The organism is Frankia sp. EI5c (genome assembly GCF_001636565.1).
Taxonomy (GTDB): domain Bacteria; phylum Actinomycetota; class Actinomycetes; order Frankiales; family Frankiaceae; genus Parafrankia.
The window spans coordinates 41,113-56,549 of the sequence record NZ_LRTK01000029.1 but is presented as its reverse complement, the minus strand read 5'-3'; the positions used below and the strand labels follow the sequence as shown (position 1 = coordinate 56,549).

11 protein-coding genes and 7 pseudogenes are annotated in these 15,437 nt (G+C 70.5%); 9 read left to right on the top strand and 9 right to left on the bottom strand.

Going from position 1 to position 15,437, the window contains the following annotated elements:
- Position 1: 1 nt before the first annotated feature.
- From UG55_RS37550 to fxsA, 3 genes and pseudogenes are all read right to left on the bottom strand, one after another.
- Positions 2-820: pseudogene (locus UG55_RS37550) on the bottom strand (HEXXH motif domain-containing protein); the annotation flags it as partial.
- Positions 817-2,055 carry an FxsB family cyclophane-forming radical SAM/SPASM peptide maturase gene (locus UG55_RS15395; RefSeq protein WP_066068950.1) on the bottom strand — a complete coding sequence of 413 codons (1,239 nt, stop codon included), beginning with the start codon at positions 2,053-2,055 and terminating at the stop codon, positions 817-819. The pseudogene UG55_RS37550 and the gene UG55_RS15395, both read right to left, overlap by 4 nt.
- A gap of 30 nt (positions 2,056-2,085) precedes the next feature.
- Positions 2,086-2,256: an FxSxx-COOH cyclophane-containing RiPP peptide gene (gene fxsA, locus UG55_RS15390; protein ID WP_066068947.1), complete on the bottom strand. Its 171-nt coding sequence runs from the start codon at positions 2,254-2,256 to the stop codon at positions 2,086-2,088.
- Between the two features lie 302 nt (positions 2,257-2,558).
- Here fxsA and UG55_RS37545 point away from each other — a divergent pair.
- The 7 genes and pseudogenes from UG55_RS37545 to fxsT (UG55_RS37520) form a co-directional block, all read left to right on the top strand.
- Positions 2,559-3,158 (top strand): annotated as a pseudogene (locus UG55_RS37545) (TIR-like protein FxsC); the annotation flags it as partial.
- 1 nt (position 3,159) lies between these two features.
- Positions 3,160-4,124: FxsC protein (gene fsxC / locus UG55_RS15385; protein WP_242424492.1), on the top strand; the 965-nt coding region annotated here is incomplete at its 5' end.
- Positions 4,124-4,330, top strand: a pseudogene (locus tag UG55_RS37540) (AAA family ATPase); the annotation flags it as partial. The gene fsxC and the pseudogene UG55_RS37540, both read left to right, overlap by 1 nt.
- Before the next feature lies 1 nt (position 4,331).
- Positions 4,332-5,720, top strand: a pseudogene (locus UG55_RS37535) (TIR domain-containing protein); the annotation flags it as partial.
- A gap of 1 nt (position 5,721) precedes the next feature.
- Positions 5,722-6,408: pseudogene (fxsT, locus tag UG55_RS37530) on the top strand (FxSxx-COOH system tetratricopeptide repeat protein); the annotation flags it as partial.
- 1 nt (position 6,409) lies between these two features.
- A pseudogene (locus UG55_RS37525) lies at positions 6,410-6,512 on the top strand (hypothetical protein); the annotation flags it as partial.
- Position 6,513: 1 nt separating this feature from the next.
- The coding region (gene fxsT / locus UG55_RS37520) for an FxSxx-COOH system tetratricopeptide repeat protein (protein WP_242424491.1) at positions 6,514-8,056 on the top strand (1,543 nt) is incomplete at its 5' end.
- A 30-nt stretch (positions 8,057-8,086) separates the two neighbouring features.
- Here fxsT (UG55_RS37520) and UG55_RS15375 read toward each other — a convergent pair.
- The 6 genes and pseudogenes from UG55_RS15375 to UG55_RS15355 form a co-directional block, all read right to left on the bottom strand.
- A complete protein-coding gene (locus UG55_RS15375; protein WP_157901517.1) occupies positions 8,087-8,353 on the bottom strand; it encodes a hypothetical protein in 267 nt (88 codons plus the stop codon).
- Between the two features lie 193 nt (positions 8,354-8,546).
- Positions 8,547-8,733 (bottom strand): annotated as a pseudogene (locus UG55_RS37515) (alkaline phosphatase PhoX); the annotation flags it as partial.
- A gap of 1 nt (position 8,734) precedes the next feature.
- On the bottom strand, positions 8,735-9,929 hold a 1,195-nt coding region (locus tag UG55_RS15370; RefSeq protein WP_242424545.1), incomplete at its 3' end, for an alkaline phosphatase PhoX.
- A gap of 264 nt (positions 9,930-10,193) precedes the next feature.
- Positions 10,194-12,350, bottom strand: coding sequence for an RNA polymerase recycling motor ATPase HelR (gene helR / locus UG55_RS15365; RefSeq protein ID WP_066068935.1), 2,157 nt, complete (start codon positions 12,348-12,350; stop codon positions 10,194-10,196).
- 690 nt (positions 12,351-13,040) lie between these two features.
- The coding region (locus UG55_RS15360; RefSeq protein WP_242424489.1) for a class I SAM-dependent methyltransferase at positions 13,041-13,631 on the bottom strand (591 nt) is incomplete at its 3' end.
- A 46-nt stretch (positions 13,632-13,677) separates the two neighbouring features.
- The gene (locus tag UG55_RS15355) at positions 13,678-14,187 is read right to left on the bottom strand and encodes a dihydrofolate reductase family protein (RefSeq protein WP_066069119.1); all 510 of its coding nucleotides are present in this window, start codon (positions 14,185-14,187) and stop codon (positions 13,678-13,680) included.
- 217 nt (positions 14,188-14,404) lie between these two features.
- Here UG55_RS15355 and UG55_RS29490 point away from each other — a divergent pair, with 217 nt between their 5' ends.
- Together UG55_RS29490 and UG55_RS15345 are read left to right on the top strand one after the other, a co-directional pair.
- The gene (locus UG55_RS29490) at positions 14,405-15,082 is read left to right on the top strand and encodes a DUF2637 domain-containing protein (RefSeq protein WP_199865143.1); all 678 of its coding nucleotides are present in this window, start codon (positions 14,405-14,407) and stop codon (positions 15,080-15,082) included.
- Entirely contained in the window at positions 15,079-15,420 is a 342-nt protein-coding gene (locus UG55_RS15345) for a hypothetical protein (protein WP_066068929.1), read from the top strand. Before UG55_RS29490 ends, UG55_RS15345 begins: the two co-directional genes overlap by 4 nt.
- Positions 15,421-15,437: the final 17 nt, after the last annotated feature.

The following is a 15,437-nucleotide window of genomic DNA, read 5'->3' as shown; positions in this document are numbered from 1 at the left end:
NCAGTGGGTAGACCGCGCGCAGGCCGGTCGCGACAGCGCCCGCGGTGGCCAGGTCGTAGTCGCAGAGGATGCGCCAGCCCTCGTCGAGACGGTGCTGCCAGGTGTCGATCTCCTCCTCGCCGACCCCGGCCGACATCGGGAGATCGAGCAGCCCGCGAGCGGGATCGGTGTCGTCGAGTGCCAGGTGGATCCGCTGACCCCAGCTTGAGCTCGTCAGGACGCGCAGCGGGTGCCACCGGCGGCCGCACTGCCCGGGTCCGGCCGTCGGGATGGTCGCCGCGGCTCGCGACGCGGACAGTTCGCCGTCGCGGCGGATGGTCACGCCCCCCGCTTCGACCCGGGCGACGGCCCACCCCTCCCGGCCCGTCCGGATGCGCCCCAGTGAGGGCACGACAAGGTCGCCGGCCGGCAGGAACACCCGGATCTCCATGTCCAGGCCGGTCCGCAGGGCGGCCGCGACCGCGAACGCGGCCAGCAGACTCAGATCCTGCGCCAGCGGCCCGGGAGGCTCCGCTGCTCCGCGCAGGCGGCGCAGGCAGTGCATCGCCCACAGCCCGAGCCCGGGTGTGAGCAGCAGGTGCTCGAGCTGGCCGGGATCCCTGTGCTGCGCGGCGGAAAGGGCTTTGTACGCCTCGGCGAGCCCACTGCTGGAAAAGGCGTCCGGGGCCTGTCGCGCGGCGTCTTCGAGAACAGCGCGCAGCGCGAGCAGGCGTTTACTGAGCTGCGTTCGCCGGAGGTAGCGGACGAGATCCGCCCGCCCGCCGCCGGCGGCCAGTTCGTCGAAATCGGCCAGGGCCAGCCGATGGAAATCCACGTTCACGCCGGGTGCCGGACCCCGCCGACATCCGCCCGTATCCGCCGCTCGATCATCGTGATCAGCGCGAACAGATCTGGACAGTACACGGATCTGTTCTTGAAACCGCTACCGGCGCGGTACCGGTGGGGGTAGTAGCCGCCGCCGCAGACACGGTGCACCGGGCAGGCGGAGCACTCGGGGCCGAGCGCCGCGGCACCGATCTGGCGGGCGCGGATGCCCGGGTGGCGGAATGCCTCGTCGAAGTCGTCCCGCAGGACGGTGAGGCCGGTGGCGGCCGCGCCGGCATAGGCCGACTTCAGCGCGTCGACCTGCTCGATCGCGCCGTCCGTCTCGATGACGAGAACGGCCGACGGGGAGAGCCCGATCGTCTCCACCTGGCTGCTGCCGCCGAGGAGAAGAACGAGGATCTCCAGGAACAGGCGGATGTCCGTCTCGTGCTCGGGCGCGGAGTACCAGCGTTCGAAGAGGGCGCCCAGCCAGTCGCCGTAGGGCGTCGAGCGCTCGTCGGCGTCCCGACCGGGAGGGCGGGAGGTCCAGTTCCCATGGGGGAGGAGAAAATCCATCGAGGGTGGTCGCCAGGCCAGCAGGTTCTCGTAGATCGTGCGTGGGTCGCCGGCGAGGTCCACCACACAGAGCAGGCCGGAGAGCAGCGGCCGGAACTGTTCGGAGGTGAGCAGGCGGAGACCGGCCTCGACGCTGGCGTGACTCCCGCCCCCGTCGTGTCGGACGCGCCGCCGATCATTGTCGGCGGCGCCGCCGTCCACGCTCACGCCGACCTTCATTCCGACCTCCGCGCACAGGTCGAGGAAGGCCGGTGTCAGGAGCGTGCCGTTCGTCTGCACCGTGAACTCGACGGCGGTGCCGGGATCGACCGCGGAACGGACCTGCCTGGCGACGTGGCCCAGGAAGCCCGCGCCGGCCAGCAGGGGCTCCCCGCCGTGGAGGATGACCTCGACCCGGGTGAGCCCGTGCCGTTCCGCGTGCCTCGCTATTCCGCGCGCCGTCGCCGCGACGATCTCCGGGCTCATGGTGACGGGCTGCCGGCGCCAGCTTTGATCCGCCAGGTGATAAACGTAGCAGTACGTGCAGGAGAGATTGCACCTGCTGTTCACCTTGAGGACGAACTGGCGAAAGGGGACCGGCTGCCATTCCCGGCCGATCAGCCGGGCACGTGTGAGCTCGCTGCCCGGCCATTCGCCCGCATGCCAACCGGGACCCCCGGTGTGGGCGGTATTCAATTTGCTGTCACCGTCCGGTCGCTGCCCGGGTCAGCCGGAGGACTGAAACCCGGCCGTGGTCGAATCCAGTCGGGCGGCCTCCCGCGCGAGCCGGCGTCGCACCTGCTGGAGGATCCTGTTCCCGGACCCGTCCAGCTCGTCGAGGTAACAGCCGCCGACATCAGGTAGGCGTGTCTCGATCTCGGGCGATGACCGGTCCATCTGCTACCGCCTCCTCCACCTCGGATCCTCCAATCTAGCCGGTTAGGGCGGCCGGCGCCTCGACCGTGTATGACTCCGTCGCCGCGCGCCGCTTCCGCGCTTGTGCGTTCGTGGGTGATCCCGTCGTTTGCTGGTTTCGTGAGAACCTTCACCGTATTCACGGTCCCGCGGCGCGCGCTGGGCTCCCACGGGAACCGCAGGTACGGGCCGATGTCCTCCGCACGTGTGCGGAGGACATCGTAGAATCTGTTCCCACCCCTCGGGGCGGTCGACTCGGCTCAGGAGGACCCACCTGAGCCTGTGTGCGCGGTACGGCGGGACGACACCGCGGGAGAGGGGCCAATCGATGCCGGGGGAGCGCGTCGGGCGGCAGGCTGTCCTGTGCTTATCCGGAGCACGGCGAATGCCCGGGTGGCGAGCCTGTCCGGAGATCCACATCAGGCCGGGCGGCGCCGGTGCCCGCAGGCGTGTCTGACGGGCCCGCAGCCCAGCCGCTTTACTTCTTCCTCAGCTACGCGCGGGCGGACAGCGGCGACGACCCCTATCTCGAGAAGTTCTATCGGGAGCTGAGTGTTGAGGTGCGGGCGCGTGCGGGCGCCCTGGACGCCCGCACGGTGGGATTTTTCGACCTTCGCACCATCGAGCCGGGCCAGTCGTGGTCTACGGAGATCGGCGCGGCCCTGGCCCGCTGCCGGACGTTCATTGCGATGTGTTCTCCAACCTTCTTCACGAGCGAATACTGCGGCCGTGAGTGGGCCGCGTTCGACGAGCGTCTCCGCGCCGCGGCGGATGGTGGGCACGACAGCCCCGCCGCGCTGCTGCCGGTCATCTGGACGCCCTTACCGGAAACCCCGCAGGTGCTCGCCCGGTTGCAGTACGATCACGGCGAGTTGGGAAAGGTCNACGCCGGGAACGGCCTCCGGTACCTCATGCAGCTGGACCGCAACCGGGATGAGTACCAGGATTTCCTGGTGGCCCTGTCGACGCGAATCGTCCAGCTCGCGCACGGATCACCGTTGCTCCCACGCAAGGAAATCCTCAGTCTTGAGCAGGCGCCCAACGCGTTTCGCGTCGTGACCACGGTTCCGCCCGTACTCCCGGCCCCGCCGGAGCGGCCGGCGCTGCCGACGTCCTCGCCGGCCGGCGGCGCGGCATGGCCGGCCCGGCGGGATCTGCCCGAGTTCCCCGCGCGGCCAGCGCCGCCCGGTCCGCCCACGCCGCCGGAATCGACCGGTGAGGCGGCGGCGGAAGCGGCGACGGAGTCGCAGGGCGGGCCCCGCCGCGTGACGTTCGTCCTCGCCGCGGCCTCCGCCGGGGAGATCGCCGCGCTGCGGCAGCAGCTGGACTTCTATGGAGACGACTTCGACGAATGGACTCCCTATCGCCCGCATCACCGCGACCGGGTGTGCGTGATCGCCCAGATGGTCGCCGCCCAGCAGGGCATGACCTCGAGGATCAAGCGGTTGGACGGCGGCATCTCCGATCTGCTGGAAAGTTCGACCGCCCGAAACGAGATCGTCGTCCTCCTGGTCGACATGTGGGCGGCCAAGCTGGACGAGTTCCGCCTCGCGCTGTCGGCGTACGACCGGCGAAACGAGCCGACGTCCGGCGTGCTCGTGCCCTTCAATCCCGACGACGCCGAGACACATGACAACGTCCAACACCTGCGGGAGACGCTGGCGGAGGCGCTCCGGAAGAACTTCACCCGCCGGGACAAGCTGTTCCGGATGGACGTGCGCACCCGGGAGGAGTTCGATCGGGCGCTCGTCCAGATCATCGTCGACTCCCAGGCGCGAATCTTCGATCTCCAGCGGGTCTTCCGGCCACTGGGGGAAACCCGCCGCCCACCACGTCTGTACGGGCCGTGATGCCGATGTCCGAAGCGATGCCGGGTACGGTCGTCACTTTCTACTCGTACAAGGGTGGAACCGGGCGCTCGATGGCGCTCGCCAACACCGCGTGGCTGTTGGCGAGCAACGGATTCCGGGTGCTCGTCGTGGACTGGGACCTCGAGGCCCCCGGCCTGCACCGTTACTTCCATCCTTTTCTGCACGACCCCGACCTCCGCTCCACCNGCGGGATCATGGACATGATCTGGGACTTCTCGATCGCCGTGATGTCGCCGCTCGGTCCCGGCGACGAGGGGTGGTTCGGCCGGGCGACCGCGATCACGCGGTACGCGGTGTCGCTGACCTGGTCATTCGCGTCGGGTGGGACCATCGACTTCGTCTGCTCGGGTCGCCATGACGCCGCCTACGCCCAGCGAGTGAACACCTTCGACTGGAACTCCTTCTACGCCGAGAAGGGGGGCGGTGAGTTCATCGACGCGCTGCGGGCCGACATGCGCGCGTCCTACGACTGGATCCTCGTCGACAGCAGGACGGGGCTGAGCGACACCGCCGGTATCTGTACGGTGCAGCTTCCGGACGTGGTGGTGAACTGTTTCACCCTGAGTACCCAGAGCATCGAGGGCGCCGAATCGGTGGCGCGGTCCATCGACACGCAGGCGGAGGGCCGGCGTATTCGGCTGATGCCGGTGGTCATGCGGGCGGACGACGGTGAGCAGCGCCGGCTGGAACTGGGCCGGGACGTGGCGCGGGCTGCCTTCAACTCCTTCCTCGGGGGTATGGACGATCTGGCGAGGGAGCGCTACTGGGGTGACGTCGAGGTCCCCTACAAGCCGTACTACGCCTATGAGGAGATCCTGGCCGTCTTCGGTGACCGCCCGCATCAGGAGGGCACGTTGCTCGCGGCCTACGAGCGGCTGGTCTCGCACCTCACCGACGGGGTGGTGAGCGAGCTCCCGCCGCAGGACGAGCAGCGGCGACGGGAGACGCTCCGGATTTTCGAACGAGCCCGGGTGACCATTCCCACGGAGGTGGTGCTCAGTTATGCCGCCGTCGACCGTCCGTGGGCGGACTGGATTGCTGCGGAACTGCGGAACGCCGGCTTCCGGGTAATCCTGGATTCAGTCGGGTTCACCGCCGCGACCGCTGGGGCCGAGGCCGGCCCCAGCGCCGAGGCCGGTGGGCGGCGCCGCATGGTCGCGGTCCTGTCCCGAGCCTTCCTGCGTGAACCCGAGGCGCTGGAGCGGTGGCGGCGGATGCTCTCGCTGGATCCGGACGGAGCGCAGCGACTGCTGATCCCCGTGCGGGTCGAGGAGATGTGGCTGCCGCCGGAGACCGCCGGCCGGGAGGTGGTGGACCTCGTCGGTCTGGACGCCGCCGGCGCCCGCCGGGCGCTGTCGGTGGCCGCCGACAGGCCGACCCACCCGACCGCCACGTTGCCGCCGGCCCTCGGTGAGGAGTTCCGCTTTCCAGGGTCGCCGCCGCGGATCTGGGAGGGTGTGCCGGCGCGCAACCCGGCCTTCATCGGCCGGGAGGCGCTTCTCGCGAGCCTGCGTGACCGCTTCGTCGGCCAGGACGGAACACCGGTCCACTGCCAGGTGCTACAGGGCCTCGCCGNGGTCGGCAAGACCCAGCTGGCGGCCGAGTACGTCTTCCGGTTCGGCTCCTCCTACGACCTCGTCTACTGGATCGGGTGCGACCAGATGGCGCTCGTCCGCAGTGGGCTGAACCGGCTGGCGGCCGACCTGCGGCTGCCCTCCAGGCCGGGGCGGGAGGGCAGCGCGGATGTCGTCGACGCGCTGCGCCGCGGGGAGCCCTATCGGCGTTGGCTGCTGGTCTTCGACAACGCCGAGATGCCCGGCGAGATCATGCCGCTGATACCTCCCGGGCCCGGGCACGTGATCGTCACCTCTCGCAGTCGGGACTGGGGGCAGCAGCTTCTCCGGGAAATCGACGTGTTCAGCCGGCAGGAGAGCGTCGACCTGCTCCTGCGGCGTGCCCCCGGGCTGACGGAGGCGACCGCGGCGCGGCTCGCCGACGTCCTGGGCGATCTGCCGCTGGCGCTGGAGCACGCGGGGGCGTGGCATTCCAAGACCGGCATGCCGGCCGAGCGGTACCTGCAGCTTCTTGAGGACAGCCCGGGGCCGCTGTTGCTGGACGAGGGGGCGCCCGTCTACCCGCCGAGGGTGTTCCGCACGTGGTTGCTCTCGATGCGGCGCCTGCGCGAGCGGGCCCCCGCCGCGGCGAGACTGGCGCAGCTGTGTGCGTTCTTCGGGCCCGAACCGATCAGCCTTGACCTTTTCGCNGGTGAAGGGCTCGCCGTCCTCCCCGACCCGGGTGACCAGCGCTTCCGCAGCGACATCATGTTGGGGGATGCCGTCCGGCTGCTGACGGAGTATGCACTCGCGCNGGTCGACTCGCCGCGGCGGACGCTGGTGATGCACCGCCTCGTCCAGACGGTCATCCGCGAGGACCTGGCGTCCGAGGACAGGAAGCTGATTCGCGAGCGAGTTCACGCCCTGTTGGCGGCCGCCGATCCCGATGACCCCGACGACCCCGACACCTGGCCTCGCTACGCCCAGATCAGGCCGCACCTGGAACCCGCGGGCCTGATCGCGTCCCGCGACGACGCCGCCGCCCGCCTGGTCCGCAACCAGGTCCGCTGTCTGTACACGCAGCGTGACCACAGCGGTTGTCGAGATCTGGCCCGGCGGGCGCTGGCGGTCTGGCGGACGCAGTTCGGCGAGGACGATGCCCGCACGCTGGAACTCTGTCTGGACCTGGCGGACAGCCACCGGGCGCTCGGCGAGGCGGAGCAGGCGCACGAGCTCGACCGGCAGGCACGCGACCGGCTCGACCGCCGTTTCGGCCCGAGCGACCCACTGGCGTTGCGGGCCGCGATGGCGCTGGGTGGCGACCTCCGTGGGAAGGGCAACTACCAGGAAGCCCGCGAACTCGACGAGGTCACCTATCACCGCTATCACCAGATCTCCGGCCTTGACACCCGGGAGAAAATCAAGACCGCGAACAACCTCGCGGTTTCACTGCGTTTCGTCGGTGATTTCAAGCACGCGCTCGTGACCGGTCGCGAAGCCTACGACCGGCAGCGCAACACGTATGGGGATGATGACATCCTCACGCTTCAGTACGCGGACAGTCATGCGAGAGATCTGCGGGAGTTCGGCCGGTACCGGGAGTCGGCGGAACTTCTGGAGAGAATCTTCGCGGACTGCTGCCGGGTTCTCGGCGAGGACCATCCGGACTCTCTGCGCACCCTGGCCAATCATGCGGTCTCGCTGCGCTGGCTGGGGCAGAGCGGGCGCGCTCGGAGTCTGGCGGAGGAGGCTTTCGGGAGCCTTCGCCGATCTGTCGGGGAGAACCAGCCGGTCACCCTGGCAGCCGCGGTCGGGCTGGTGAACTCCCGTTGCCTCGCGGGAGACGCCGCGCAGGCCCGCGACCTGGCCGCCGACACGGTTCGACGTGCCGACGACCGGCTCGGGGTGCGCGACCTCTCCGCTCTCGCGGCGGCCAACGGCCTCGTCGTCGCGACCCGGTTGTGCGGGGATCCCCAGACCGCCTTCGACCTGGCACGGCGGATGAGCCGGCGAATCCGGGCGTCCCTGACGGGGAACCACCCGTTCGCGGTCGCGTGTTCCGCGAACCTGGCGAACTGCCTGTTCGACCTCGGCCAGTTCGCCGCCGCGAGAAAGATCGACGAGGAGGCGGTGCGGGAACTCGGCGCGCAGCTCGGCGAGGAGTCCCCGGCGGCTCTGCTGGTGTCCGCCAATCTGGCGGCCGACCTGCAGGCACTCGGTGACGAGGCCGGTGCCCGCGCGTTGCGTTCGGCGGTGCTCGCCGAACTGGAGACGATCTTCGAGCAGGATCATCCCCTGCTGGTGGCCCTGCGGACGAACGGCCGTGCCGACCTCGGCATCGACCCACCGCCGCCCTGACGGTTGTCAGCACCCGGGCCCGCGGACGCGTTATGCGCTCGACGCGAAGCCGGCCACCGCTCCGTCGGGGTTACGGGCCGCCGCGCGAAGCCGGTCCAGCCCTCGGGCCAGGACGGGACTGCCCGCGTTGTCACCCGGCAGGGTGCCAAGGGAGGCGAGATCGAGATCGGTCAGGTCCGGCAAGGCCGACTCGATCTCGATCTCGATCGCCGCGTCGCCCATGGCCTGCTCGCTTCCGTCCGTCCCGGCATGGTCTGGCAGGTTCCGCGTCTGGTTCGTGGTGCCCCCCTGCGCCAAGGTGAAGCCTACGGCGGCGGGTCAGCCGGCCCGCCCATCTGGTGCGGTTCGTGCGGTCGAGGGGGCGCGGCGCTGGACGCGGTGGTGCCGGACGTGCGGGTGCCGGACGTGCGGGTGCCGGACGCGTGGGCGGGCCAGCCGTGGTCTCGGGCTGGCCCGCTTTCAGGTACCGACGTGACTGGTGGGGTGACGGCTACCGGTGGCCGTGGTCGTCGGGCCGACCCCACGGGCCGGTGATGGCGAGAACGTAGCCGGGGGTCTGGATGTTGGCGAAGAGGATCTTCCCGTCGGCGCTGAAGGTCGGCCCGGTGAACTCGCTGTCGTTGAGGTCGTTACGAGCCAGCGAGTAGGCATTGCCCCGCTCGGTGACGCCGACGAGGNGGCTGACGCCCTCGCCGTCCTCGGCCAGGATCAGCCCGCCGTGCGGCGACACGGTGATGTTGTCCGGGCCGTCGTAGTTGTCGGCGTCCTGCTCGGGGTCGGGGTTCACGCCGAACTGCGTCTTGAGGGTGATGGTCTCCGACCGCGGGTCGTAGAACCACACCTGGCCGTCGTGCTCGTTCACACTGCCGTCGCTCACCCGCGCGTAGCTGGCGACGAAGTACACGCCGCCGTCGCCCCACCAGGTGCCCTCCAGCTTGCGGCTGCGGGTCACCTTGTCGTCGGTGAGCTGCCTGCGGACGGACACGGTGGCGGCGTCCCGGTCGGGCACGTCCACCCAGCTCACCTTGTACCGGGTGCCGACCGTGGTCGCCTCGCTCAGGTTGGCGATGTGCCGGGTGCCCTTGTGGCAGCTCATCGCCTGCAGGGTGCCGGCGGTGGCGCCGCCCTGGCTGATCGCGAGCGCCCGCAGCGCGCCCTTGCCGGCGCGGAACTTCTTCGGCGGCACCCAGCGGTAGAACAGCCCGAGCGGGCTGCCGGCGTCCTCGGTCTCGTAGATCACCGAGGTGTGCGGGTCGACGGAGACAGCCTCGTGGGCGAACCGGCCGAGGAACTTCAGCGGCACCGGGTTCCTGTTCGCGGCCCGGTCCACCGGGTCGACCTCGAAGACGTACCCGTGGTCGAACTGGAATGCCCCACCGGCACGCTGCTCGGTCTCCTCGCAGGTCAGCCACGTCCCCCACGGGGTGAACCCGCCGGCACAGTTGGTGAGGGTCCCGGCGAGGCTGACGTACTCGCGGACCCGCCGGCCGTTGTTGTCGACCTCGATGTTGGTGGTGCCGCCGCGGGCACCCGGGTCGTAGGTCAGACCAGGCAGGGTGGGCACCGGGTACGTGGCGCTGCCACCGATCTCGTGGTTGTTGACCAGCACAGAACCGTTCCGGGTACGGAACGCGGCGGTGCCGTCGGCGCTGGCCGGGGTGGGCTCACCGGTCTCCAGCTTCGTCACGCCCGCCTGGGCGACGATCTTGTAGGAGAAGCCCTTCGGCAGCGCGAGCAGGCCCGCCGGGTCGGCGACGAGATCACCGTAGCCGACCGCCGAACGGCCGCCGCCCGCCTGCGCGGCGGTACCTCCGAGGACGTCCACACTGCCGGCGACGACAAGACCGAGGCCACCCACCGCGCTGGTGCGCATCAGACTGCGGCGGGAAACGGGAGAACTCACAGCGCGGCCTCCAAGGCGTTATCAACTAGGACGCCCTGCACACAATCGAGTCGACCTGACCCCCCGATAGTCGGCGTATGACCAGGCGGCCAACAGCCGAGAAACGCTTGTGACCTGGGGCGGGCGCCAGTCGCACCCGGCGCCTGCCCCAGGCCGTGCGGCGTTCCGGGCGGCTGTCGGCCCACCGGCGCCGGCAGCCCGCCGGCAGCCCGCCAGGAACTCGTCAGGAACTCGTCAGGAACTCGTCAGGATGACGAGTTGCCGGGTCGCCCGGGTCATCGCGACGTAGCGGTCGACCGCGCCTTCGACACCCGTTCCGAATGCCTCCGGATCGACGAGGACGACGAGGTCGAACTCGAGGCCCTTCGACAGCTCCGGCGGCAGCGACTGCACGCGGGACGTGGCCGCGAACGTGCGATCGCCGATGACAGCGGCGGTTCCCTCGGCGTGCGCGGCGAGCCAGCTGGTGAGGATGGAATCCAGGTCGGCGGTCGATCCATGGACCACGGGAATGCCACTGGCGCGGATCGAGGTCGGCACGTTCGCGTCCGGCAGCGCGGCCCGGATGACCGGCTCGGCTGCCGCCATGACCTCCTCGGGCGTCCGGTAGTTGACGCTCAGGGAGGTCAGCCTGATCTGGTCGAGGCCGATCCGGGCCAGCCGTTCCCGCCACGACTCCGTGAAGCCGTGCCGGGCCTGGGCGCGGTCCCCGACGATGGTGAAACTACGGGACGGGCAGCGCAGCAGCAGCATCTGCCACTCGGCGTCGGTCAGTTCCTGCGCCTCGTCGACGACGATGTGCGCGAACGGGCCGGCGAGCCGGTCCAGGTCGGTGCCGGGCAGGGCGGCCTCGTCGACCAGGGCCTCCCGCAGGTCCTGCCCGTGCAGCATCGTCAGCACGCCTTCCCCGTCGTCGTGGACGGCGGAGGCGATCAGGTTGTCGACGACCCCGCTCATGCGCTCGCGTTCGGCCGCCACGGCGACCTTCTGCCGGCGCCTGATCCGGGACGTCTCCGGGTCGCCGAGCCGCTGGCGGGCCGCGTCCAGGAGCGGCAGGTCGGACACCGTCCAGGCCCTGGGGTCCGTTCGCTGTAGCCGGCGGAGTTCGTCGGCGCTGAGCCAGGGCGCGCATCTGCGCAGGTAGGCGGGTACCGACCACAGGTCGGCGACCAGATCCGCCGCCTCGATCAGCGGCCAGGCGTGGTTGAGGGCGGTGAGCAGCTCCCTGTTCCGCAGCAGTGACCTGCGCAGCAGCGGCTCCGGCGCGTCGTCTCCGCCGTGCTTCTCCACGATGATCCTGACCAGCTGTTCCAGGACCGCCCCGCGCGCCTCGTTGTGCGGGACGCCGGGTTCGGCCGCCTCGAACGCCTCGGCCCACTCCTCGGCACTCAGCCAGACGTCGGACCAGTGGGTGGTGATTGTCATCCCCTTGCCGGGCGGTTCCTCGTAGAAGCCGACGGCCGCCTCGATCGCCGTCACCAGCTTCGCCGACGCCTTCAGGCGGGCGACTTCCGGGTCGGTCTCGGTCGCCGCCGTGGCTCCCTCGGCGACGAGGTCCCGCAGGGTGCAGGTCTGGACGCCCTCCTCGCCGAGGCTGGGCAGGACGTCGGCGACGTAGTTCAGATAGGGCCGGTGCGGGCCGACGAAGAGCACACCTCCCCGGCGGTGGCCGAGTCGCGAGTCGGCGTAGAGAAGGTAGGCGGTGCGGTGCAGGGCGACGACGGTCTTCCCGGTGCCCGGGCCGCCGTCGACGACGAGCGGGCCGCCGGACCCGGCGCGGACGATCGCGTCCTGGTCGGCCTGGATGGTGCCGAGCACGTCGCGCATCCGGGACGTCCGGCTGCCGCCCAGGCTGGCGATGAAGGCGGACTGGTCGTCGAGCGCGGCGTGGCCCTCGAAGCCGGCGGCGGTGAAGACCTCGTCCCAGTAGTCGCTGATCCGGCCGCGGGTCCAGCGGTACCGGCGGCGGCTCGCCAGACCCATCGGGTTGGCGTGGGTCGCGCCGAAGAACGGCTCGGCCGCCGGGGAGCGCCAGTCGATCAGCAGCCGGCGGCCGCTGCTGTCCGCCAGGCCGAGCCGCCCGATGTACACGGGCTCGGGGTCTTCCAGACTGACGATGTGCCCGAGGCACAGGTCCAGGCCGAAGCGGCGCAGGGCGCGTAGGCGGGAGGTGAGCCGGTGGATCTCCAGGTCGCGGTCCATCGCGGCCTGGCCGGCGCCCCCGGGGGCCCGGCGTTCGGCGTCGAGGCGGTCGGTCAGGTCGGCGATCGACCGCGCGAGGCTCTCCGCGATGGCGGCGAAGTGCCGCTCATCGCCGCCGACCAGCGCCGGGTCGGCCTTGGCGGCCAGCCGGTCGGGGAGATCGAAAACGCTGATGGTGGGGGAGTTCACGCTGTTTCTTCCGGTCTGAGGTTGGCGACCTCCGCGCGTGGGCAGTGCTTCGACAACAGGACGCGCATCTGGTGACTCCCGATTCGGCAGGTCTGGCACTGGCCAGCGATTCTGCGGCACGACCCAGGTCTTGCGGCAAGCCCCCCAGTGTGCTATATGTTAAAAGCGGCGGGAAGCTGCCTGTACTCGCGTGTCCCGATTTGCCGCGAGGGTGGCTCGGGGGTGTGCCGGCCGCCAGCGCTTGGTGCCGGCGCCGGCCTTCAGGCGCCGATCTCCTCGCCACACAGCTCCGGCTCGACGACGAAGTAGCCGTCCCCCGAAGCGTTGACCTGGACGAATGAGTAACACCTGGCCGGCCAACCGGCCCCGTCCCGGAAACTGATTACCGCGCCGGGTTCGTCACCGCGCCGGGTTCGTCGCTGTCACGAGCCAGGTGGCCGCCGTGAATCTGACAGCCCCGTCCACGAGATGGCGGCGCAGCTCCGCGCGGACGTCATCGAGCAGCGCCGACCAGCCGGCGGGGCCCAGCCGCGGCTCCAGCTGCTGTTGGGCGAACCGGCCGGTGGAGGTGCTCAGGATGCTGGCGATCCGCTCCTCCACCCCGTCACCGTTGCCAGCGCCGTTGCCAGCGCCGTCGCCAGCGCCGTAGTCGCACTCGAAGTCGAGCGCGCTGATGTCGACCTCGCTCCNCCCCGCCGCGCCCAGCAGGGTGGCCAGCCGGTCGGGGTCGGCGAGAGCGGTGGGACCGGGCGCGTCGGGTGCCCGGTCCTCCGGCCTGGGATCGAGCCGGTCGACGAGCACGCTGGAGCCGAGGGTGAACATCGGGTTCTCGGCCCGTCCACGCCAGCAGGCGAAGGCCAGCCGGGCTCCCGGCGCCGCGGCACCGCGGAGGTTGGCGAAGGCGGCGGTCGGGTTCTCGAAGAACATGACGCCGAACCGGGAGATCACCCGGTCGAAGGGGCGGCCGGGTGCCGCCGTCGCCAGGTCGAGGGACTGCGCGTCACCGACGACGACGGTGGCCGCCGGCACCCGGCCGCGCGCCGCCCGCGCCATCCCGGGGGAGATGTCGACGCCGACGACGGTCGCCCCCGCGGCGGCCCCGGCGGAGAGCAGGGTTCCGGAACCGCAGCCCACGTCCAGGACCCGCTGGCCGGGAGCGATCTGCGCGGCCCGGAGGATCGCGGCCGTCGCCGGCGCGAACAGCGCGTCGAAGAGTGCCTCGTTCTCCACCCAGCGGGATGCCTTGTCGGCCCAGTCCTTTCGCATCCCGTCGTTCGGCACGAGCCCGACGATAGTGGGTGGCGGTGGTTGTCGCGGGTCGTCCGGTTCAGTGGACGACGTCGAACACCTGCTTCTGGATGCCGTTGGAGTAGGTCTCGTGCTCGGTCAGCCTCAGCATGGTCTTGTCCTTGTCGGCCTCGCTGAACAGCCGCTTCCCCGCGCCGAGCAGCAGCGGGAAGACCAGCAGGTGGTAACGGTCCACCAGCCCGGCGTCGGCCAGGCTCCTGCCCAGCGTGGCGCTGCCGTGTACGGCGATCGGGCCGCCGTCGGTCTCCTTCAGCGCGGCGACGTCGTCGACGGAACGCAGGATCGTCGCCGGCCACCGGGGGTCGGCCTCGGTGAGCGTGCTGGACACGACGTACCGGGGCATCGCGTTGTAGCCGGCGAAATCCTCCATCGTCGGCCAGATGGGGGCGAATGCCTGGTAGCTGACCCGGCCCAGCAGCAGCGCGGTGGTCTCAACCAACCTCCGGGGTTCCAAACGAATGCACCCCCGGAGGTTCACGGCCACCGGGGGTGCGGAGCGACCGCCGGAGGTCACCCACATGATCAGCAGTGTACGACGCGCGGGCCCTGAAACGCCTGAGCTAGCAGAGGTTCCGCCCCCGTCGACTGTCCGCCCGCCCGACCCGTTGAAGCGGCTCCGTCGCCTCCGGTGGGGAGTCCGGGCGTCCCTCACCCTAGGCGTGCTGGCGAGTCTCGCCGCGAACGTCCTCCACGCGGAACCGTCCCTGGTCGGACGCTGCATCGCTGGTTGGCCTCCTGTAGCCCTCTTGGTCACTGTCGAACTCATCTCGCGGGTGCCGGTGCACCACGTCTTGCTGAGCATCGCCCGGTGGGTCTCGACATCAGCAGTGGCCGGTATCGCGGCGATCATCAGCTACCAGCACATGTCCGGGGTCGCAGCAAGGTACGGCGAGTCCGCCATGTCGTCCGCCCTCGTCCCGATCTCCGTTGACGGCCTGGTGGTCGTGGCGTCGGTCTGCCTGGTCGAAGTGGGCGGCCGGATCCGCGCGTTGGAAGAGTCTGCGCCGGTGAGTCTGCCCGTTGTCGAGGACAGCCCGGTGGTTCCCGCCCCGGTTGACGAGGTCGCTCCCGTACCCGCTCCCGTGACTGTGGACGTCGTCGAGACTGCGCCGGAGCAAGCACCTGAACCCGCGCCGAAGCAAGCCGCCACGAGCACGCAGAGGACCACCCGGAAGGCCGGAACGGCTCACTCCCGCAAGCCCAGGACTAGCAAGAAAGAGGCTCTGACGGCTTACCTCGACGCGATCGGTCCGGACGACACCAGGACGGACGCCGAACTGATCAGGACGTACGCGCCGTTGGTGGGGCTCCACGAGAACACCGCGCGCCGCTACCTGGCGTCCTGGCGTGCTGCTCAGGCTGACGTGTCCGCTGACGCTCCGTCCGTCGAGTCCGCTGACGCTCCCGTGGCGGTGGCAGCGTGAGCGCGCTCGTCTCCCCACGCCCGACGATCCGTCCGGCCATCCGCCCGCAGGCCCGTATCTGGTGGGCGTGGGACCTGGACCCCCGGACAGCGTCCGCGTGGATCGACGGACGGGGCACCGTGAACATCCCGGTGGGCTCCGACGTCGCCCCCCTGGTCGGTATCGAGGGCTACCCGACCGGTAACGGCCGGTGCAAGCGTCGGTGTCTCCTGGCGAACGTTCCGGAGCTGCTCCGCCCCCTGGTCGATGTCGCCCTTGAGCAGTGGATCACCCACTCTGACGATCACCCGGACCGCAACCGGCCGCTGATCAGTTACCAGGCCGTCACCAGGTCCTGAAACGAGAACGGCCCGGG